At 72.1% G+C, this 20,138-nt stretch carries 20 protein-coding genes; 8 read left to right on the top strand and 12 right to left on the bottom strand.

What is annotated here, in order from left to right; genetic code table 11:
• The first annotated feature begins 4 nt into the window (after positions 1 to 4).
• Positions 5 to 358, top strand: a complete 354-nt coding sequence (locus tag ACIBR0_RS10275; protein WP_396714134.1) for a hypothetical protein — start codon at positions 5 to 7, stop codon at positions 356 to 358.
• 94 nt (positions 359 to 452) lie between these two features.
• A complete protein-coding gene (gene otsB, locus ACIBR0_RS10270; RefSeq protein WP_396714132.1) occupies positions 453 to 1,277 on the top strand; it encodes a trehalose-phosphatase in 825 nt (274 codons plus the stop codon).
• A gap of 11 nt (positions 1,278 to 1,288) precedes the next feature.
• Here the strand turns inward: otsB and ACIBR0_RS10265 are convergent, their stop codons facing one another.
• The 4 genes from ACIBR0_RS10265 to ACIBR0_RS10250 all read right to left on the bottom strand — a co-directional run bounded on the left by ACIBR0_RS10265 (position 1,289) and on the right by ACIBR0_RS10250 (position 6,186).
• Complete coding sequence (locus ACIBR0_RS10265; RefSeq protein WP_357028526.1) at positions 1,289 to 2,059, bottom strand: isoprenyl transferase; 771 nt, start codon at positions 2,057 to 2,059, stop codon at positions 1,289 to 1,291.
• 31 nt (positions 2,060 to 2,090) lie between these two features.
• A complete protein-coding gene (locus tag ACIBR0_RS10260; RefSeq protein WP_396714130.1) occupies positions 2,091 to 3,299 on the bottom strand; it encodes a geranylgeranyl reductase family protein in 1,209 nt (402 codons plus the stop codon).
• Between the two features lie 138 nt (positions 3,300 to 3,437).
• Positions 3,438 to 4,304 (bottom strand): hypothetical protein, encoded by an 867-nt coding sequence (locus ACIBR0_RS10255; RefSeq protein ID WP_396714128.1) that lies wholly within the window; start codon positions 4,302 to 4,304, stop codon positions 3,438 to 3,440.
• A gap of 37 nt (positions 4,305 to 4,341) precedes the next feature.
• Positions 4,342 to 6,186 carry a phosphoenolpyruvate carboxykinase (GTP) gene (locus tag ACIBR0_RS10250; RefSeq protein WP_396714126.1) on the bottom strand — a complete coding sequence of 615 codons (1,845 nt, stop codon included), beginning with the start codon at positions 6,184 to 6,186 and terminating at the stop codon, positions 4,342 to 4,344.
• A 135-nt stretch (positions 6,187 to 6,321) separates the two neighbouring features.
• Between ACIBR0_RS10250 and ACIBR0_RS10245 the strand changes: the two genes are divergently transcribed.
• Entirely contained in the window at positions 6,322 to 7,134 is an 813-nt protein-coding gene (locus tag ACIBR0_RS10245) for a GtrA family protein (protein WP_396714124.1), read from the top strand.
• Between the two features lie 63 nt (positions 7,135 to 7,197).
• Complete coding sequence (locus ACIBR0_RS10240) at positions 7,198 to 7,920, top strand: GtrA family protein (RefSeq protein WP_396714122.1); 723 nt, start codon at positions 7,198 to 7,200, stop codon at positions 7,918 to 7,920.
• Between the two features lie 19 nt (positions 7,921 to 7,939).
• Here ACIBR0_RS10240 and ACIBR0_RS10235 read toward each other — a convergent pair whose 3' ends face one another.
• Together ACIBR0_RS10235 and ACIBR0_RS10230 are read right to left on the bottom strand one after the other, a co-directional pair.
• Positions 7,940 to 8,512, bottom strand: a complete 573-nt coding sequence (locus tag ACIBR0_RS10235) for a PH domain-containing protein (RefSeq protein WP_396714341.1) — start codon at positions 8,510 to 8,512, stop codon at positions 7,940 to 7,942.
• A gap of 84 nt (positions 8,513 to 8,596) precedes the next feature.
• Positions 8,597 to 9,472, bottom strand: coding sequence for a biotin--[acetyl-CoA-carboxylase] ligase (locus tag ACIBR0_RS10230; RefSeq protein WP_396714120.1), 876 nt, complete (start codon positions 9,470 to 9,472; stop codon positions 8,597 to 8,599).
• An 86-nt stretch (positions 9,473 to 9,558) separates the two neighbouring features.
• Here ACIBR0_RS10230 and ACIBR0_RS10225 point away from each other — a divergent pair, with 86 nt between their 5' ends.
• Positions 9,559 to 11,142, top strand: a complete 1,584-nt coding sequence (locus ACIBR0_RS10225; protein WP_396714118.1) for an acyl-CoA carboxylase subunit beta — start codon at positions 9,559 to 9,561, stop codon at positions 11,140 to 11,142.
• A gap of 134 nt (positions 11,143 to 11,276) precedes the next feature.
• On the opposite strand, the gene ACIBR0_RS10220 is transcribed toward ACIBR0_RS10225, so the two are convergent.
• The 4 genes from ACIBR0_RS10220 to ACIBR0_RS10205 all read right to left on the bottom strand — a co-directional run bounded on the left by ACIBR0_RS10220 (position 11,277) and on the right by ACIBR0_RS10205 (position 14,522).
• Positions 11,277 to 12,152 carry a hypothetical protein gene (locus ACIBR0_RS10220; RefSeq protein WP_396714116.1) on the bottom strand — a complete coding sequence of 292 codons (876 nt, stop codon included), beginning with the start codon at positions 12,150 to 12,152 and terminating at the stop codon, positions 11,277 to 11,279.
• A complete protein-coding gene (locus ACIBR0_RS10215; protein ID WP_396714115.1) occupies positions 12,152 to 12,643 on the bottom strand; it encodes a SigE family RNA polymerase sigma factor in 492 nt (163 codons plus the stop codon). Before ACIBR0_RS10215 ends, ACIBR0_RS10220 begins: the two co-directional genes overlap by 1 nt.
• Positions 12,644 to 12,738: 95 nt before the next feature.
• Positions 12,739 to 13,722: a ketopantoate reductase family protein gene (locus ACIBR0_RS10210; RefSeq protein ID WP_396714113.1), complete on the bottom strand. Its 984-nt coding sequence runs from the start codon at positions 13,720 to 13,722 to the stop codon at positions 12,739 to 12,741.
• A gap of 56 nt (positions 13,723 to 13,778) precedes the next feature.
• Positions 13,779 to 14,522, bottom strand: a complete 744-nt coding sequence (locus tag ACIBR0_RS10205) for a M50 family metallopeptidase (RefSeq protein WP_396714111.1) — start codon at positions 14,520 to 14,522, stop codon at positions 13,779 to 13,781.
• 230 nt (positions 14,523 to 14,752) lie between these two features.
• On the opposite strand from ACIBR0_RS10205, the gene ACIBR0_RS10200 reads away from it, so the two are divergent.
• The gene (locus ACIBR0_RS10200; protein WP_396714109.1) at positions 14,753 to 15,508 is read left to right on the top strand and encodes a GH25 family lysozyme; all 756 of its coding nucleotides are present in this window, start codon (positions 14,753 to 14,755) and stop codon (positions 15,506 to 15,508) included.
• A gap of 88 nt (positions 15,509 to 15,596) precedes the next feature.
• On the opposite strand, the gene ACIBR0_RS10195 is transcribed toward ACIBR0_RS10200, so the two are convergent.
• Together ACIBR0_RS10195 and ACIBR0_RS10190 are read right to left on the bottom strand one after the other, a co-directional pair.
• Entirely contained in the window at positions 15,597 to 15,827 is a 231-nt protein-coding gene (locus tag ACIBR0_RS10195; protein WP_396714107.1) for a hypothetical protein, read from the bottom strand.
• Positions 15,828 to 15,918: 91 nt separating this feature from the next.
• Entirely contained in the window at positions 15,919 to 17,871 is a 1,953-nt protein-coding gene (locus ACIBR0_RS10190) for a protein kinase (protein ID WP_396714105.1), read from the bottom strand.
• A gap of 91 nt (positions 17,872 to 17,962) precedes the next feature.
• On the opposite strand from ACIBR0_RS10190, the gene ACIBR0_RS10185 reads away from it, so the two are divergent.
• Both ACIBR0_RS10185 and ACIBR0_RS10180 read left to right on the top strand, forming a co-directional pair.
• On the top strand, positions 17,963 to 18,175 hold the full coding sequence (locus tag ACIBR0_RS10185; protein WP_396714103.1) for an acyl-CoA carboxylase subunit epsilon: 213 nt from the start codon (positions 17,963 to 17,965) through the stop codon (positions 18,173 to 18,175).
• 134 nt (positions 18,176 to 18,309) lie between these two features.
• Complete coding sequence (locus ACIBR0_RS10180; RefSeq protein ID WP_396714101.1) at positions 18,310 to 18,771, top strand: hypothetical protein; 462 nt, start codon at positions 18,310 to 18,312, stop codon at positions 18,769 to 18,771.
• Positions 18,772 to 20,138: the final 1,367 nt, after the last annotated feature.

The following is a 20,138-nucleotide window of genomic DNA, read 5'->3' as shown; positions in this document are numbered from 1 at the left end:
GTCCATGACCCTGAAGTGGTTGGCAGTGATGGTCGCCACCGTGTCCCTGACACTGTGCGCGACCGGGAACGCGGTGACGCTGGCGGTCGACGGTGGGGAACTACCCCTGCTCGTCAACCTCCTCGCGCTCACCACCGCCGGCACCGCGGTCGTCCTGGCCGTGGTCGCCGAACTGCACGACCGGCTCAACGACCGGGTCAGCGCGCTCACCGAGTTCCTGGTGGCGCGGCTCAACGAGATCGAGACGCACACCGGCGACCGGAACAGCGGCTTCGTGGAGGGGTACCTGCTCAGCCAGGGCCAGGAAGCCGCCGTGGTGCCGTTCGGCCGGCGCGGACGCGGAGCCGCCGAACGCTGACCCTGCACCGACGCCGCACACCGACCGAACCGTCGGCCGGACGTCACTTTCGCGCTCGGGAATGGGCCGCCATCCCCGGGGTACGCTGTCGCGCGTGCCGCCGTTGAATCTGCGCAACCAACAGCCGGGGACTCCGTTGAACGCCGACCACGCCTGGCGAACGACCGCCGCCCGCGCGGCGGGGACCGTGCTCTTCTTCGACTTCGACGGCACGCTGGCGCCGGTCGACGACGACCCGACCGCGGTGCAGCCCGCACCGAAGGTGCTGGACGCGATCGAGGCGCTCGCCCCGGTCGTCCGCCGGGTGGCGATCGTCTCCGCCCGACCGGTGGAGTTCCTGCGCGACCACCTCGGCGGCCTTGGCGGCGTCGACCTCTACGGCCTCTACGGCCTGGAGCACAGCCACTCGGGCGGGGAGACCGTCACCGAGCCGGCGGCGTTGCCCTGGGTGCCCACCATGGCGGAGCTGGCCGACCTGGCCCGGGCCGAGCTACCCGCCGGCACGCTGGTCGAGTTCAAGCGGCTCTCCGTGGCACTGCACTGGCGCACCGCTCCCCGGCTGGGCGGGACGATCGAGGCGTGGGGCCGGGCACAGGCCGAGCGGCTCGGGCTGCGGGTCCAGGCCGGGAGGATGGTGCTGGAGCTGAAGCCCCCCGTCGACCGGGACAAGGGCATGGTGATCGACGAGGTGATCCGGGACGCCGAGGCCGCCTGGTACTTCGGCGACGACGTCTCCGACATCAAGGCGTTCGCGGCGCTGCGCGCGCGGGCCGCCGCCGATCCGCACTTCTTCGGCGTGTGCGTCGCCGTCGCCAATCCGGAGACCGGCCAGGAGGTCGCCGACGCGGCCGACCTGACCATCGACTCCCCCGCCGCGCTGGGTGACTTCCTCACCGCCGCGCTGCCCCGCCTGACCTGAGCCGACCGGGCTCAGCTGCCGAAGCGGCGGTGCCGGTTGGCGTACGCGCGCAGCGCCCGGAGGAAGTCGATGTGCCGGAAGTCCGGCCAGTTGAGTTCGCAGAAGTAGAACTCCGAGTGCGCGGACTGCCAGAGCATGAACCCGGACAGGCGCTGCTCGCCGCTGGTCCGGATGATCAGGTCCGGGTCCGGCAGGCCCCGGGTGTAGAGGTGCTCGGAGATGTGGTCGACGTCGAGCACCTCGGCCAGTTCCTCGATGCTGGTGCCGGCCCGGGCGTGTTCGTGCAGGAGCGAGCGCACCGCGTCGGCGATCTCCCGCCGGCCGCCGTACCCCACCGCGATGTTGACCTGGGCGCCACCGCTGCGCTCCTGGGTGCGCTCCTCCGCCGCCTTCAGCGCCGCCGCGTGGTGCGCCGGCAGGACGTCGAGCGCGCCGACCATGCGCAGCCGCCAGGGGTTGCCCTCCTCGGCGAGCTCGGTGGTGAGGTCCTCGATGATCTGGAGCAACGGGTCGAGCTCCGCCGCCGGCCGGGAGAGGTTGTCGGTGGAGAGCAGCCAGAGGGTCACGTGCCCGACGCCGGCCGCATCGCACCAGCGCAGCAGCTCCTTGATCCGCTCCGCACCGACCCGGTGCCCGTCGTTGGGGTCGACGAAGCCCATCTCCCTGGCCCATCGGCGATTTCCGTCACACATCACGCCGACGTGACGGGGCACCGGCTTGCCGGCGAGCTTCGCCGTGAGCCGTCGCTCGTACACCGAGTAGACAAGGTCCCGCAGAGTCATCACCTAGCAGCGTAGCGACCGGGGTCGCGCATCATCGGCGGGGAGGCCGATCCCGGGTCGCGAGTCCGAAGCCGATCATGCCCAGCGTGCGGGCGTCGAGCCGCCCGTCACCGAGCCCCAGCTCCACCACCGTCCGGTAGACCCGGTCGTCACGCCGGGCCGCCCGGACCGCCGCGTCCACCACCAACCGCCGGCGGGCCAGCCACGCCGCGGTCGAGCTGTGCCGCAGGTGTACGCCGAGCCGACGACGCAACGCGTCGGTGTAGCGCCGGCCGGCGTGCTCGGGCGAACGGGCCGCCGCCGCGCCGGCCAGCGCCCCGGACAGCAGGGCGTAGAAGATCCCCTCCCCGGTGAACGGGTTGATGAGGGAGAGCGCGTCACCGGCGAGCGCCACGCGACCCCGCCCCGGCGCCGGACGGTGGGTGGACAGCGGCAGGTGGTGGGCGCGTAGATCGGTGACCGTGGCCGGGTCGGTGCCGGGCAGCAGCGCGGCGAGCCGGTCGACCAGGTGCGCCCGGGTCAGCGGCTCACCCCGCAGGACCTCCCCGTACCCGACGTTCGCCCGCCCGTCACCGATGGGGAACGACCAGGCGTACGCCGGCCAGCGTGGCGCCGACGTGACGATGAGCTGTTCGGGTGGCCCGGGCCGGGCCGGCGCGTACCCCCGCAGGGCCAGCGCCAGGTGACGGTCCGGGTTCACCGGATGCCCGAGCGCCCGCCGGACCACCGATCCGGCCCCGTCCGCCCCGACCACCGCCGCGGCGGTGACCGCACCGTCCAGCACGACCCGGTCGGCGCGGACCTCGACCCGGCGTACGGCGTGCCGCCGCAGCTGCGCGCCGGCCGCGACCGCCGCCGCCACCAGGCGGGCGTCGAAGACGGTACGGGGCACCGTGTATGCCGGTCGGGGCAGCGTCCGGGCGACCTCGTCGCCTCCCGGGCTGACCATGCGCAGGGCGGGCAGTGGCGGGTAGCCGGCCACCGCGTCCGGTACGCCCAACTCGTCGAGCACGTCCAGCGCGTGCGCGGCGATGCCGTCACCGCACGCCTTGTCCCGGGGAAAGTCGGCCCGGTCCAGCAGCAGCACACGCGCACCGGCCCGCCGGGCCGCCAGCGCGGCGGCCGACCCGGCCGGCCCCGCACCGACCACCACCACGTCGAACTCGTCCCCTGCCCCGCCCTGCTCCCCTACCCCGACCTGCTCCACTGCCCCGCCCTGCTCCACGCCGCCGTCCGTCATGGCGTCCCCTCCCCGCGAGCCGGTCCGGGGCCGTGCCCGCGTCCGTCATCCTGCCTGGGACGAAAGATCGACTCGACTTCACTGAGGTCGGGGTGTCGGAGTCACTCGGATGGCCCGACTTCAAGGAAGCCGAGTCGATCATGCGCTTGGGGTGGGGGTGGGGGGATCGGCCCTGGTAGCGCGGTGGAGGGCGTAGAGGGTCACGGCGGCGGCGGTTGCCAGCGGGGCGCCGTCCCGGACGAGGCCGTCCCAGTCGAGCAGCCACCAGCAGAGCGGCAGGTCGACGGCGAGCACGACCAGGGTCACCACGACGAGCAGGCGGCGGGCCCAGTGCCGGCCGCGCAGCAGGAAGGCGGTGCAGAAGAGGACGGCGTAACTGGTGACGACCCCGGCGCCGAACCAGAACAGCACGGCGGGCACGGCGGCCAGCCGGTCGTCGAGCACGGCCGCTCCGGCGACCAGCGCGGGCACCAGCATGAGCGGGCTGTACGTGAAGGCGGCCACCCGGGCGGTGAGCAGCCACCCGCTGACCTCGGGCCGGCGCGGCGGGGTCTCCCGCCAGGAGATGCCCCGGCCGTCGATGACCAGGCGCGGGCGGTGCCTCCTCAGGTGGGACGCCACGGCCGGCGAGCGGTAGAGCAGCCACACCACGGCCACGCAGAGCGCGGTGAGCACGGCGAAGCCGAGCAGGCCGGGCAGCGGCGGCGTCCCCTGCCGGGGCACGATCAGCCGGCCGACGGCGAAGACCGTGGTCACCGCGAGGATCAGGCCGAACGGGCGGGCCACCGTACGGCCGCGCCGGACGTTCCCGATGAGCAGCAGGAAACCGAGTGAGCGGAGCAGCGCCCAGCCGGTGCGGACGGCCAGCGCGAAACCCTGCTCCGGGGCGTACACCCAGTTGAGCAGCTCGACCACGACGGTGGCCGCCGCGGTCGTCGCCAGCAGCGTGGTGAGCGCCCGGACGGCGGACGGCCGCCGGACCTCGGTCTCGGCGGCCGTCCTCATGGAATCCCGTGTTCCCCCGCGCGGGCGGGCGTCACACCTACTTCTGCGGCTGGGCCGCGTCGAGCCGCGCGCGCAGCGCGTCCAGCTCGGCCCACAGAACACCCGGCAGCTTGTCGCCGAACTTCTCGAACCACTCGGTGACCAGCGGCAGCTCGTTGCGCCACTCGTCGGCGTCGACCTTGAGCGCGATCCGGACGTCTTCCGGGGTCATGTCCAGACCCTCGACGTCCAGCGCGTCCTGGGCCGGGACCATGCCGATCGGGGTCTCGACGGCGTCGGCGCGACCCTCGAGCCGCTCGATGACCCACTTGAGTACGCGGGAGTTCTCGCCGAAGCCCGGCCAGAGGAAGTTGCCCTCGGCGTCCTTGCGGAACCAGTTGACGTAGTAGATCTTGGGCAGCTTGGACTCGTCGCCGTCGGCGCCCTTGCCCATCTCGATCCAGTGCCGGAAGTAGTCACCGGCGTGGTAGCCGATGAACGGCAGCATGGCCATCGGGTCGCGGCGGACGACACCGACCGCGCCGGAGGCGGCGGCGGTCGTCTCCGAGGAGAGCGTGGCACCCATGTAGACGCCGTGCACCCAGTCCCGGGCCTCGGTCACCAGCGGGATGGTGTCCCGGCGGCGGCCACCGAAGAGGATGGCGTCGATCGGCACGCCGTTCGGGTCGTAGTAGTCCTCGGCGAGGATCGGGCACTGGGTGATCGGGGTGCAGAACCGGCTGTTCGCGTGCGAGGAGAGGTTGTCGCTCTCCGGCGTCCAGTCGTTGCCCTTCCAGTCGATCAGGTGCGCCGGCGGCTCGCCCATGCCCTCCCACCAGATGTCCCCGTCGTCGGTGAGGGCCACGTTGGTGAAGATGGAGTTGCCGCGGTCAAGCGTCCGCATCGCGTTGGCGTTGGTCTTCCAGTCGGTGCCCGGGGCGACGCCGAAGAGGCCGTACTCCGGGTTGACCGCGTAGAGGCGGCCGTCCTCGCCGAAGCGCATCCAGGCGATGTCGTCGCCGATGGTCTCGACCTTCCAGCCCGGGATGGTCGGCTCCAGCATGGCCAGGTTGGTCTTGCCGCACGCCGACGGGAACGCGCCGGCGACGTGGTAGACCCGACCCTCCGGCGAGGTGATCTTGAGGATCAGCATGTGCTCGGCCAGCCAGCCCTCGTCGCGCCCCATGACGCTGGCGATACGCAGGGAGTAGCACTTCTTGCCGAGCAGCGAGTTGCCGCCGTAGCCGGAGCCGAAGGACCAGATCTCCCGGGTCTCCGGGAAGTGCGAGATGTACTTCGTCTCGTTGCACGGCCAGGCGACGTCCTGCTGGCCGGGGGCGAGCGGGGCGCCGATCGAGTGCAGCGCGTGCACGAAGTCGGCATCGTCGCCCATGGCCTCCAGGACCGTGGCGCCCATCCGGGTCATGATCCGCATGGACGCGACGACGTACGGGCTGTCGGTGATCTCGACGCCGAACATCGGGCTCTCGGCCTCGACCGGACCCATGCAGAACGGGATGACGTACATGGTGCGCCCGCGCATGCTGCCGCGGTACAGCTCCGTCATCGTCTGCTTCATCTCGGCCGGCGCCATCCAGTTGTTGGTGGGGCCGGCGTCCGCCTCGTCGACGGAGCAGATGTAGGTGCGCTCCTCGACCCGGGCGACGTCCGTCGGGTCCGTGCGCGCGTAGAAGGAGTTGGGCTTCTTCTCCGGGTTCAGGCGGATCAGGGTGCCGGCCTCGACCAGCTCGTCGGTGAGGCGGCGCCACTCCTCGTCGGACCCGTCCACCCAGACCACCCGGTCGGGGGTGGTCAGTTCGGCGACCTCACGGACCCAGGCGAGCAGTTTGGGGTGGGACGTCGGGGCCTGATCGATACCCCGAACAGTAGCCGGAGCAACCATGACACATCTCCTTGGTGGTCGACGCTGACCGATCTATGGGATGCACGAGTCTTGACGACTATGCGCCGCCTTCGTGGAAACCTGGGATTGGCCTCAGCGTAAACCGGGCGGCGTCGCCAGTCAGTGGGACTGGTTGTGAAGAACTGCACAAGGTACGGCCTCGCTGCGGCATCACGATCTGATACCCGCTTTCGCGCGCAGTTTCACGCAAATCTTGTCGCGGACCTCCCGGGCGGGGAACGTCGGGCCCGTCCGCCGGTGCGCGACGCGACCCGATCGCGGTTCGGAGGAAACGACTCCGGATCTCGTCACCGCCGGTTACGCTCCGCTCATCACCGTCTCCACCGCCCGCGCCCTCCGCCGTTGCTACCCGTACGGTGCGGCGGCAACCGGTACGCTCGCGGGGTGGCCGCCACAATGACCGGGGAGCCTGACTCCCGGCAGACCCGTCCGGGCCTGCTCCGCTCCCTGATCGACCGGTTCGGTCACCTCGTACGGGAGCTCAGCAAGTTCGCCACCGTGGGTGGCATCGCCTTCCTCATCGACTTCGCGCTGTTCAACTACATGACCGCCGCGCAGGACGTCGAGCAGGTGACCGCCAAGACCATCTCCACGGTGATCGCGGCGAGCTTCGCGTTCCTCGGCAACCGGTTCTGGACCTGGCGGCACCGCCGCGGCTCCAACCCGGCCCGCGAGTACGCACTGTTCTTCTTCTTCAACGGGGTCGGCCTGGGCATCACGGTGGCGTGCCTGGCCATCAGCAGGTACGGGCTGGGCAGTGTCTGGCCGGAGGTCTTCCAGACCCCGGTGGCGGACAACGTCGCCAGCTACCTCGTCGGCACCGGCCTGGCGACCCTCTTCCGCTTCTGGTCCTACCGACGGTTCGTCTTCGTCGAAGGGGGAACCCAGCCGGTTCCGGAAGTGAAGCAGGACCGACACGGGGCGTGAGCTGACGCCCACCTCGTCCAGTCGGGGCCGGCCGGTCCCGCCCACTGCCCTAAGGTGTTCCGCATGCGTCTTGTCCGTCTGCTGCCTGAGCGTTGGCAGAAGTTCATCCACGAGGCGCTCAAATTCGGCATCGTCGGTGGCATCAACACCGTCATCAATTACGCGGTGTTCAATGCTCTGGCACTCACCGTTTTTGTCGACGGCCAACTGAAGGCAACGGTCATCGCGACCGTCGTGGCGACGATCACGTCGTATCTAATGAATCGTCACTGGACGTACCGAGATCGCCCGAAATCGGCGATGAGACGCGAATACGTCCTCTTCTTCCTTTTCAACGGCGCGGGTCTGCTCATCGAGCTGGGCGTGCTGGCCGCCGCGAAGTACGGCCTCGGCCTGACCGGCCTGCTGGCCCTGAACGTGGCCAAGACCTTCGGCGTACTGCTGGCCACGCTCTTCCGGTTCTGGTCGTACCGGACCTTCGTCTTCCAGCCGGCGCCCGCCCACGCGGCGCCGACCTGGCACAGCATCCCGCGCGACGAGTGGGACACGATGGCCGAGATGGACCCGGTGGCGGAGCTGGCCGAGTCGGTCTCCGAGCTGGAGGAGGCCCAGGGTCAACCCGGTGAGCCCCGGGCCCGCCCGGCGGTGGCACCGGTGACCGGACCACCCGCACAGGGCCGCCCCGCGCCGCTCGACGCGGCGCTCGGCGAGTCGCTCGACCGGGAGCTGGCGGCCGAACTCGCCGCCGAACTCCAGGCCACCACCCGCCGCTCCCCCCACCGCTGACCGGCCCCGCCACCGGCGGTCAGGTGCTCGGATCGCGCAGCGGCTTGCCCTCGTTCATGTCGGCGAGGATGTCCCGCATCTCGGCGTCACCCAGCGAGTGCTTGTCGTGGTGGGCCTCCACCAGCTCGTAGAGCCTGGTCTGGACCTGACCGACCCGCGGCACGTCGTGCAGGACCGACTGGCCACGCTCCCCGGCCGACTCGATCGTCAGCGTGCCGCAGCCGAGCAGCCGCTCCATGACGCCCTGGCGCATCGCGTGGTCGTTGATCCGGGTGAGCGGGATGTCCCGCCGGTCCCGGGAGAACAGGCCCTCCTGGAGCAGCACCCGCTCGTTCGTGAAGAGGTAGTGGGTGCTCCGCCAGGCCAGGTACGGCCGGAGCGTCAGCCACAGCACCGCGACCAGCGCCAGCCCACCGATCACGGCCAGCGCCACCGAGCCGCCCCCGCCGGACGGGAGCAGGACCACGCCGGCCACCACCGCGGCGACGGCGAACACCAGCACCACGACCGGGCCGACGAGGGCCCTCCAGTGCGGGTGCAGGTGCAGCACGACATGCTCGTCCTCGGTGAGCACGTCCTCGGGAAACGCCACGGGTACCTCCATCGCGAGAAGCGGACGGGCAGACCGTAACGCCCCGTCGCCACCGAGGGGATCAGCCGCGCGGGGCCCTTCCTCTCACCTCAGGTGGAGGACGTCGCCGGCGGTGAGGCGGTGTTCGCCCGTCGCGGTGGCGACCAGGAGGTGGCCGTCGGCGTCCACGCCGGTGGCCGTCCCGGTCAGCTCGTCGCCCCCGGGCAGCAGCACGCGTACCTTCCGGCCGACCGTGGCGCAGGCGGCCAGGTAGGCGTCGCGCAGCCCGCAGGTGACCGCGTCCCCACCGGCGGACCGCCAGCGGTCGTACCAGTCGGCGACACCGCGGAGCAGGGCGCGCAGCAGCGGATCCCGGTCGGTGGCGGCGGCACCGGCCAGTTGCAGCGAGGTGGCCGGCAGTCCGGTGGGGTTCTCCGGCAGCTCGTCCGCGCGGAGGGTCACGTTCAGGCCGATGCCGAGAACGATCGCGGGCATCTCACCGGCCCGGGTCGGTGGGACGGCCTCGGCCAGGATGCCGGCGCACTTCGCCTCGTCGACCAGCAGGTCGTTCGGCCACTTCAGGCCCGCCTCCAGCTCCGCCAGCAGGGCCACCGCCTCCACCAGCGCGACGCCGGCGAGCAACGGCAGCCAGCCGTACCCCGACGCGGGAGCCGGCGGCCAGCCGCGGTCCGGGTCGGCCACGCCGGGCCGGAGCAGCACGCTGGTCGCGATGCCCGCGCGGGCCGGCGACTGCCAGGCCCGACCCCGCCGCCCCCGGCCGGCGGTCTGGCGCTCGGCGACCACGACGAGGCCCTCCGGCTCACCCGCCCGCGCGGCCTCCGCGACGTCCGCGTTGGTCGAGCCGGTCTCGGCACGCAGCTCCAGCCGGGCCCACGGGCCGTTCGGGGCGACCAGCGCGCGCCGCAGCCGCGCCACCGACAGCGGCGGGCGGTCGAGATCGGTGTACGGGGACCCCGGCATCCCGTCAGCCTACGGGCCACGCCGACGGAGGGTACTGAGGTGTACTGCACAGCAGCACCGGCCTGAACCATCGTTATATTCCCTGGGTGACTACCGAGACCGGGATCAACATCCACAGCACCGCGGGCAAGCTGGCGGACCTGGAGCGACGGGTCGACGAGGCGGTGCACGCCGGGTCGGCGCGCGCCGTGGAGAAGCAGCACGCGAGGGGCAAGAAGACCGCACGGGAGCGGATCGAGCTGCTGCTCGACGAGGGCTCCTTCGTCGAGCTGGACGAGCTGGCCCGGCACCGGTCCACGGCCTTCGGGCTGGAGCGGAACCGGCCGTACGGCGACGGCGTGATCACCGGCTACGGCACCATCGACGGCCGGCAGGTCTGCGTCTTCGCGCAGGACTTCACGGTCTTCGGCGGCTCCCTCGGCGAGGTCTTCGGCGAGAAGATCGTCAAGGTGATGGACCTGGCGATGAAGATCGGCTGCCCCGTCATCGGGATCAACGACTCCGGTGGCGCGCGTATCCAGGAGGGCGTCGCGTCGCTCGGCCTCTACGGCGAGATCTTCTTCCGCAACGTCCGCGCCAGCGGCGTCATCCCGCAGATCTCCCTCATCATGGGCCCGTGCGCGGGCGGCGCGGTCTACTCCCCCGCCGTCACCGACTTCACCGTGATGGTCGACCAGACCTCGCACATGTTCATCACCGGCCCGGACGTCATCAAGACCGTCACCGGCGAGGACGTGGCGATGGAGGAGCTGGGCGGCGCCCGCACCCACAACTCGCGCAGCGGCAACGCGCACTACCTCGCCACCGACGAGTCCGACGCGATCGACTACGTGAAGGCGCTGCTGTCGTACCTGCCGTCGAACAACCTCGACGAGCCGGTCGTGTTCGAGGCGCCCGCCGACCTCGCCGTGACCGACGAGGACCGGGAGCTGGACACGCTCATCCCCGACTCGGCCAACCAGCCGTACGACATGCACCGGGTCATCGAGCACGTCCTCGACGACGGCGAGTTCCTGGAGGTCCAGCCGCTCTACGCGCAGAACCTCCTGATCGGCTACGGCCGCGTCGAGGGCCGCCCGGTGGGCGTGGTCGCCAACCAGCCGATGCACTTCGCCGGCACGCTCGACATCGCCGCCTCCGAGAAGGCGGCCCGGTTCGTCCGTACCTGCGACGCCTTCAACATCCCGGTGCTGACCTTCGTGGACGTCCCCGGCTTCCTGCCCGGCACCGGGCAGGAGTGGGACGGCATCATCCGCCGGGGCGCGAAGCTCATCTACGCGTACGCCGAGGCCACCGTCCCGAAGGTCACCGTCATCACCCGGAAGGCGTACGGCGGAGCGTACGACGTCATGGGGTCGAAGCACCTCGGCGCGGACCTGAACTTCGCGTGGCCGACCGCGCAGATCGCGGTGATGGGCGCCCAGGGCGCGGTGAACATCCTGTACCGGTCGGACCTGGCGAACGCGGAGGACCCGGCGGCCGTGCGGGCCGAGAAGATCGCCGAGTACGAGGACACCCTGGCCAACCCGTACATCGCCGCGGAGCGCGGGTACGTGGACTCGGTCATCCCGCCGCACGAGACCCGGGCGCAGATCGTCCGCGCCCTGCGCGTGCTGCGCACCAAGCGCGAGACCCTGCCTCCGAAGAAGCACGGCAACATCCCCCTCTGATCGCCCGCTCCGCGGCGGGATCGCGCCCTGCTTCTCGGCTGGGTCCGGGGCCTGATCCGCGCGACTTCGGGGAAGTTGACCCCTCCCGACAGTGGGAAGGCGGCATCTTCCCCGAAGTCGCGCGGATCTTCGGGTCAGCAGGGCGGGTCGGCCACGGCGACGCAGAGCCGGGCGGCGGCGGTACGGGCGAGGTCACGCAGCTCCGCCTGGGTCAACAGCGGCGGGAAGTCGTCCGGGGCGGTCAGCTGGTAGCCCGCCGGCGTGAGCACCGTGACGAGGTCCCCGACCTGCACGACCGCCCGCAACGTCTCCGCGTGCGGCACGGCGACCCGCTCGCCGGGGACGGGCGACTCCCGGTAGCGCACCACCACGGACCGGTCACCGGCGAAGTTCCGGTCCAGCACCGTCCAGCTTCGCTGGATGGCCACCGGAACGATCTGGTCCCGCCATTCCGCCATCGCCGTGTCCCGCACGGTCGGACAGGCCCGGATCGCCCGGTCGAGGCCGTCGAAGACCTCACCGGCCGCCTCCGGCCGGATGCGGTAGAGCTCCTGACGGAGCAGCGGCTCCCCCGCGGGGTCGCCCGCCGGCCGGCTGCGCAGCACCGTCTGTGAGCGGGAGTACCGGGAGGTCGCCCACTCGGCGGCGATCCCCTTGCCCTTCAGGCACGCCATCAGCATGTCGTCCAGGCGGACCGGTTCACCGATCCCCGACTGGATGAGCGGCGGTTCAGCCGGCTCGGGAAGGTCGGCCGCGGGCACCAGGGCCTCCAGCGGTATCTCCGCCCGGCTCGGGCCGGCCGCCGGCCGCCCGCTGGCCGCCACCGGCTCCCTGATCCGCCCGGCCGTCAGGGCGGCGGAGCCCGACACCACGACCAGCACGGCGGCCGCCGCCAGCGCCGCCCTACGCCGACTGCGCCCGCGGGCCCGGGCCCGCAGCTCGGCCGCTTCGGGCCAGCGGACCCCGCTCAGCTCCCGGTGCACCCGCTCAAAGGTCAGGTGCTCGGACATCAGGCCTCCTCCAGGTCAGAGACGGCGAGCAGGCCGGCGAGCGCGGTGCGCCCCCGGGAAAGTCGGGCCTTGACCGTGCCGACGGGCGCCTCGGTCTCCCGGGCCACCTCCGCCACCGGCATGCCGAGCAGGTAGTACAGGGCCAGCGCGGTGCGCTGCTCCTCGGGCAGCCGGCGCAGTGCGGCGACCACCTCGACGGTGTCGGTGCCGGGACCGGGCGCGCTCGGTTCTGCCCCGTGCCGCAGGTAGGCGCGGGACCGGCTGCGCAGGCTCCGCCAGCGGCTCACCGCGATCCGGCTCGCCACCACCCGCACCCACGCCTCCGGGTCGTCGTACCCGCCCACCGTCGACCAGCGCTGCCATGCCCGGATGTACGCCTCCTGCACGGCGTCCTGGGCCTCGGCCAGGTCGCCGGTGAGCACGTAGACGTACCCGAGCAGCCGTTGCCGGCTGCCCCGGTAGAAATCGTCGAACCCGTCGACATCCGGCACCTGCTACCTCCCCCGTGGCGGTCGCAGGGGACACGCGCCGGCCGACCGGTCCGGTTGCCGGTGACGCGACGTTTCTCGCGCGTCTCGGCGGGCGGTCAGGCGAGCAGCTTCTCCACCTCGGCGAGCGGGAACTCACCGGCGGGGATGCCCTCGCGCAGCGCGCGGCGTACCCCGAGCTGCACGGCGGCGTTCGCCGGCGTCGGCACCCCGTGCAGCCGGCCGAGCAGCACGACCTCGCCGTTCAGGTGGTCGGCCTCGGCCGAGCCGGCCCCCCGGGCCAGGCTCTGCCAGGTGGAACCGCCGGCCCGGTCCGCACCACCCACCGGACGGTGCCCGACGAGGCCACCCCGCTCGGCGGCCTCCTCGGCCCGGCTGGTGTGCGGGATGCCGGCCGCCGCCAGCACCGCCTCGCCCTCGGCGCGTACCCGATCCTGCAGGTCGGCGGGGACGTCACGGCCCAGCAGCGCCTGGAGTCCGTTGCCGAGGTTGGCCAGTAGCTTGCCGTACTTCCAGCGCATCACGTCGTCCCGCACCGGAGCGACGAATCCGGCGGTGGTGAGGTCGGCGGCGACCGCCCGGTCGACGTCGTCCACTCCGGACGGATACCGGCCGAGGTGCAGCATCCCCGGGTGCGGATGACCGTTGGCCACCACCACGCCCGGGTCCAGGTGGGTGGCGGGCAGCCACACGCAGACCCCGTGCACGTCGGCGAAGAGCCGCAGCGCGGCGGCCTCGTTGGCCACCCCGTTCTGCGCGGTGAACAGGGGCAGCCGCTGTGCCGCCGTACCGCCGCCGGCCACCGGCGCGTCCGCCCACGCCGCCAGGGCGGCGTCGGTGTCCTGCGACTTCACGGTCAGCACCAGCACGGTGTCCGCCGGCAACGGCTCGGCGCCCGGCCCGTCGACCGCCGACCCCCGCCAGGTGGTATCGCCGTCCGGCCGGCGCAGGGTCAGACCCCGCCGACGGATCGCGTCCAGGTGCGCGCCGCGCGCCACCAGGGTCACGTCGTGGCCGCTCTCCCCCAGGCGTACGCCGATGGTCCCGCCGACCGCACCCGCCCCGATGATCACGTATCGCACGGGCCCATTCTGCCCTCTGGTCCCGCCCGTGCCCGCGCCCGTCCGGTCCGGACCGGTCAGACGGTGATGCCCGCGTCGGTGAGCAGCGGGCCGGCGAGCAGCAGGGCTCCGGCGACCAGGGCGACCAGGTTGACCAGGGCGAAGACGGTCACCCAGAAGAACGCCGGCAGCGGCGTGATGCCGGCGAGCTGGTCGGCGTCGGAGGCCGGCATGCGGCCCCGGGCCCGCAGCCGCTGCAGCTCCACCACCGGCCGCACGCCACCGAGCAGCAGGAACCACACCCCGGTGTACGCGAACGCGGCCTGGACCTGCGGGCTCGCGTACCAGGAGACGGCGAGGACGATCCCGCCGGTGACCAGCAGCGACAGCACTCCGTAGACGTTGCGGATCAGCACCAGCATGGCGAGCAGCAGCGCCACGGCGACCCAGAGCAGCAGGGTGATCCGGTTGCCGCCGAGCAGCCACGCGCCGGCGAGCCCCACGAGAGGTGGCGCGACGTAGCCCGCGAGCAGGGTGAGGATCATTCCGGGGCCGGTGGGCCGGCCGGCGGAGAGGGTCAGGCCGGAGGTGTCCGAGTGCAGCCGGATGCCGTGCAGCCGGCGACCGGTCAGCAGGGCGGCCAGCGCGTGCCCGCCCTCGTGGGCGATGGTCACCGCGTTGCGGGCGACCCGCCACGGCAGCCGGGCGGAGACCACCACCAGCGCGGCGAGCCCGGTCAGCAGCACCAGCAGCGGGGGTGGGTCGGGCTGTGCGCTGAGGAGGCGGTTCCAGAGGTCGGAGAGCCCGTCGATCGACACCATGGGGCGCGAGCCTACCGGCATGATCCGTGTCGGTCCGGGGCCACCGCCTCGTATCGTGTGAGGCTGACCGGGTGGCGAAGGCCGGCGAGGAGCTGAGCATGGCCGAGCCCTTCCGGTGGCGGCTCGATCCCGCAACCCTGCGCTGAAAGTTTTCTCAGCACCCCTTGCGGTGACAGGCACCTTCCTTCAAAGATAGGCGTCAATAGATGTCTGTCTCTCGGGAGGTTCTCGTGACCCGTACCCGATCATCCCTGCGTCGACTGCTCGCCGGCGGCCTCGCGGCCCTGGCCGCCGCGGCGGCGGCGCTCGTCGCCACCGCCACCCCCGCCGCCGCCGCCACCACGCCCGGCATCGACGTCTCGCGCTACCAGGGCACCATCAACTGGACGAGCGTCCGCAACGCCGGCATCCAGTTCGCGTTCATCAAGGCCACCGAGGGTACGAGCTACCGGGACCCGAACTTCAACAGCAACTACACCAACGCCTACTACGCCGGGGTGATCCGCGGGGCGTACCACTTCGCCCGGCCCAACATCTCCTCCGGGGCGACCCAGGCCAACTACCTGGCCTCCAACGGCGGTGCCTGGTCGGCGGACAGCCGCACCCTCCCGGCGGCCCTGGACATCGAGGCCAACCCGTACAGCGGCGGATACTGCTACGGACTCAGCACGAGCGGGATGCGGAGCTGGATCCAGGACTTCCTGAGCACCTACCGCTCGCGCACCGGCCGGTACGCGGTCATCTACACCACCACGAGCTGGTGGAACCAGTGCACCGGAAGCTGGACCGGCCCGTGGGCGAACCACCCGCTCTGGCTGGCCCGCTGGTCGAGCACGCCCGGCGCCCTGCCGGCCGGTGCCTCGGTGTGGAGCTTCTGGCAGTACACGGCGACCGGCCGGGTCTCCGGCATCAGCGGGGACGTGGACCGCAACTACTGGAACGGCGACCGCAGCCGGCTGATCGCCCTGGCGAACAACACCGCCTGACGCAGTTGGCGGCAGCGGGATCGGCTGTCACCGTACGGTCGACAACTGGTCCGGCTGCCGCCACGCAACCTGCCGGGCGGAAAGCGCCTCAGGCTCGTCGTCGCGCCACCACCGGAACGGCCACCGCGTCGTTCGACGTGAGCGCGCCACGTCGCGTCATCCGCCGGACGCCGAGCCCGCCGAGCGTGACCGTCACGACGCTGAGCAGCGCCACCAACAGCGGCATTCCCACGCTGGCCAGCAGGAGGACGATGTCGCCGAGGGCGACCAGCATCCACAGTGCCACCCGGGGTCGGGCGTTCTTCCGTCGATAACCCATGTCGAACCCTCCCTTCCGTCGTGACGTACAGGTACCCCGTACGACGGAAGGACATGCGAACGAATCTCGCAGGAGGCGCGAATCCCGGGTGTCAGTCCTGGCGGTCGGGCTTGAACCTGCTGGCGATCAGGTCGAAGCCGGCGAGGTTGGCCTGCCAGTCGGCGTCGGCGACCTCCCACCGCAGGGCGTACCCCCGGTTGCTGGCGGTGGCGAAGCCGCGGTTGCGGACGCGGATCCGGGTGTTCTCCCGGGTTTCCCGCCACTCCCAGTCGGCGCAGGTCTTCCAGAAGTCGCAGCGCTCGATGCTGATGAGCTCGTAGTCGTTGACGCGGCTCTTCCGCCCCGGCTCGATCCGCTTCCAGTCGGCGTACGCGTCCGGCTGCGGCGTGTCGGTCCACTGGACGAGCAGTTCGCGCACCCCGTCCGGCTCGTCGAAGACGACAGTCTCGCCGTCCACCTGCCGACGGACCCAGCCCTCCGGGATCGGCAGTTCGAACCCGCGCGCGTCCTTGTGGATCTTCCAGCCGGCGGGCAGCGCACCGGTCGACGGGGGCGCGGACGCGGACGCCGACGCCGACGCGCTCGGCGCGGCGCTGGTCGGAGCCGGTGCAACGGGCTCCGAGGCCGACGGTGCGGGTGCGGACGTCCCGGCGTCGCTGGTCGCACCGGCCTGCGGAGTGTCGGCACCGCCCTCGTCGCCGCCGCGGTTGAGCAGCGGCACGACCACGATCAGGGCGAGGAGCAGCAGCGCGACCAGCACGCCGATGAGCACGTTACGGCGGGTGCGGTCGGGTTTCGAACCGTCGCCGGCGATCACCGTCGCCCGACCGGACGGCGGGCTGACCGGCGCGGGCATTACCGAGGTCGGGTTGACCGGTGCCGGCTTCGCGGCGGCGGCCGGCTTCGGCGCGTCGACCTTCGCCGTCGGCGCGGTGTCCGACGTGGGCGCGGGGGCGTCGACCCGGGCGGTCGGCGCGGAGTCCGACGTGCTCGGTGTCGGGTCGGCCGGGGCATCCGGCGTCGGGTCGGCCGCGTTCGCGGCAGCGGCCCCCGCAGCGGCGGCGGCGCCGGCCGCGGCGGCATGCGGCGTCCGCTGGGCGGGCGGCGTGGCCGGCTTGGACACCTCCGCGGGCCGTGGCGCCGGCACCAGCGGTGGGCGCGGCTCACGCGGCCCGTTCGGCCCCGGCCGGCGTACGCCGTCGAGCAGCGAGATCCCGCGTGCCCGCTTGCCCCCCGCGCGGCGCAGCAGACGCTCCGCCTGCTCGGCGGTGATCCGCTCGTTCGGGTCCTTGTTGAGCAGCCCGGTCAGCACCGGCTTGAGCGGCCCGGCGTTCTTCGGCGGGGGCATCGGCTCGGTGGCCAGCGCCGCGAGGGTGGCGATCGCGGACGGTCGCGCGTACGGCGACTTGCCTTCGACCGCCGCGTAGAGGGTGGCGCCCAGCGACCAGAGGTCGGCCTCCGGCCCGGCGGTGCCGTCCCGGGCCCGCTCCGGCGAGATGTACGCCGGGGAGCCCAGCACCATGCCGGTGCGGGTCACGTTGGGATCGCCCGGGATGGTGGCGAGACCGAAATCGGTCAGCACCACACGGCCGTCGTCGCCGAGCAGCACATTGCCCGGCTTGACGTCGCGGTGCATGACGCCCGCCTTGTGCGCCGCCTTCAGCGCGCCGAGCACGCCCAGCCCGATCTCCACCGCGCGCGCCACCGGCACCGGGCCGTCCTCGGCGAGGGTGTCCTGAAGGGACTTCGACGGCACGTACTCCATGACGATCCATGGGTCGCCGTCGGTGCGCAGCACGTCGAAGATGCGGACGACGTTGATGTGGTTGAGCCGGGCGATGGCCCGCGCCTCCCGCAACGAGCGCTCCCGCATCTCGCGGCGCTCCTCGTCGGTGAGGCTGGGCGGGGGAACGAGTTCCTTGATCGCCACATCCCGGTGCAGCACCTCGTCGCGCGCCTTCCACACCCGACCCATGCCGCCCTGACCGAGCGGCGAAAGAAGCCGGTATCGGTCAGCGACGAGTTGGGGAAGCGCGTTCGACATCGCTGAGACGGTACCCGCAGCGCCCGGCGCTCACACCGCCGGCACGCCACTGTGCGGCGAAGGTCAAGTTCTGGACGCGTACCCTGACGGCATGTCTGCCGAAGAGCCGCTGTTCCGGGTCGTCCGCGGCGTACCCACCGCCGAGGAACTGGCCGCCCTGGTGGGCGTGATCGCCGTCCGGTCCCGACCGGCCGCCGCGCCCACCCCGGTCGCGACGTCGACGTGGGCGCGCAGCGCCCGCGCGGGCGGCGCGGCCAACGCCGCCGGACCGGGCGCGTGGCGCGCCTCCGGCCTGCCCCGCTGATTTTCTGGGGTACGGATCACCGCAGGTGACCCCCCACGGGGGCGGCTGCCGCGCCGGGGTGGGGGCTGCCCACATCGTCGGGGAGCCATTAACCTCACTCAGGGAAACGGTGCGGTGACGGGTAGGGAGGGACGATGATCCCCGAGGAGGACCGCCCAGCGGCGTGGCTCCGCGGCTACGGCGGCATCGAGGCCGACATCCGTCAGCTGCGCGAATTCGCCGACAGGTTGCAGGCCGAGGTGGAGCGGAACTACGCCCCGCACCTGTCGTACATCGCGGAGGACCTGAAGACACCCCTGCCCAACCCGGCCGACGCGTTCATCGAGCTGGTCGAGTTCCTGCGTGCCCACCACGAGACCCAGCAGGCCACCGCCGACACGGTCTGGGGCGTACGCGGAGCCACCGGCCACCTCGCTGCGGCTGCCGGGCAGGTCGCCGACCGCTACCACGACTCCGACGCCTTCTCGTCCGCCCGCGTGGTCGACGTCGAACGGGCACTCGCCACCCCGGCACCGGTCACGCCCCCCGGCCCCCCGCTCGTGCTCCGCGACCCGACCGGCACCGAGGGCGCACCGGGGCCGGTGGTGCTGCCGTGAACGAAGCAGGCGTCGGCCGCTCGGGCGGCCTCACCAACTGGCACCTGATGGACGTGGCCAGCATGTGGGCCTGCCTCGCCGACCAGGACACCACCAACCACTGGCGGCAGGTCGCCGGCTGGCGGAAGATCTGCGACCTCGCCCAGACACACCTGGGCCGGCTCCAGGAGTACCGGCGCGGCCTCGCCGAGGCGTGGCCACCGGAGACCAACGAGGCATCCCGCGCGTACGTCGCCGAACTGGACCAGCTGATCGATCAGGTTCGGCGCACCCACGACGCGGCCGCCACCAACTACACCGCGCTGTCCGCCGCCACCCAGGCCATCGGCACCACCCGCGAGACGCTGCGGAGCATCTACGACGAGTACGCGGTCAAGCTTCAGCAGAGGCGCGCGTACGAGGCGACGGCAGCGGACCCGAAGGCGGTCATGGGCAGTCGCGTGACCCAGCCTCCGGTGACGGACGTCGATCTGGAACGGCTGAACGTGCAGGCGCGCGGGATCATGTACGGGTTGAGCAGCGAACTCCAACAGGCGCAGGTCATGCTCCGCCAGCCCCCACCCGCGAAGCCTCTGGTTCGAGACCCCGCTGATCCCGACGTCTATGGCGCGGGGGTGGGGGCGCCAATAATCCCGCCAATTTTGCCGATAGCTGTAGCTGCCACGTCTGCACAGTCAGGCACTCGTACCTCGTCCCCCGCCCAGCCGCCACTACCGTCTCCCGTAACTGGAGTCGGACCCGTGCTTGGCGGAGCCAGTACAGGACTTGTCCAGACACCCGTCAACCTCGGCCAGCCGACCACTTCATCGAGTCCGGTGGCCGCACCGGGAAGCATTAGCAACCTGCCGACGCCCATGGCGGGCACTGGGCGAGCGACCGGGTCCGCTCCCCCACAACCCGCGAAGCCAGTCGCAGGAAGCGCTAGCAAGTTGCCGCAAGCGCCTGCACCCTCGTCACGAGCGCTGCCGCCTGGCGGCCTAATCGGCGGGCTGCCCGGGGCAGGTCTAGGTCAGCCCGCACCGAGCAACTCTCAGCCTCGCCGAGTCAACCCGATCGGTGGAGTCATTGGGGGCGGGGGCGCGGGTACTGCACCAACCGGAGGGGCAGGCTCTCGCCCTGGTGTCGGTAGAGGCATCGCAGGAGCCCACGCCGTGCCGCCCATCGGTGGCGCACCCTCCTTTGGCCTTCCGGGGTTGGGAGGAACTGCCCCAGCACCTGGGAGGGCAGTTCGGCGAGGTGGTACAGAGCCAGAAACCCGCCGCTGGGATCCCGATAGTCCTTGGGAGACAGATCGGGGTGTTGACCCGGTTGTTCGTCCACCAGACGACGAAGGACCGATCGACCCGGGACCTGCCATCGGTTGGAAT

Source organism: Micromonospora sp. NPDC049497, assembly GCF_044465805.1.
In the GTDB taxonomy this organism is placed as follows: domain Bacteria; phylum Actinomycetota; class Actinomycetes; order Mycobacteriales; family Micromonosporaceae; genus Micromonospora.
This window is presented reverse-complemented; position numbering and strand designations above follow the sequence as displayed.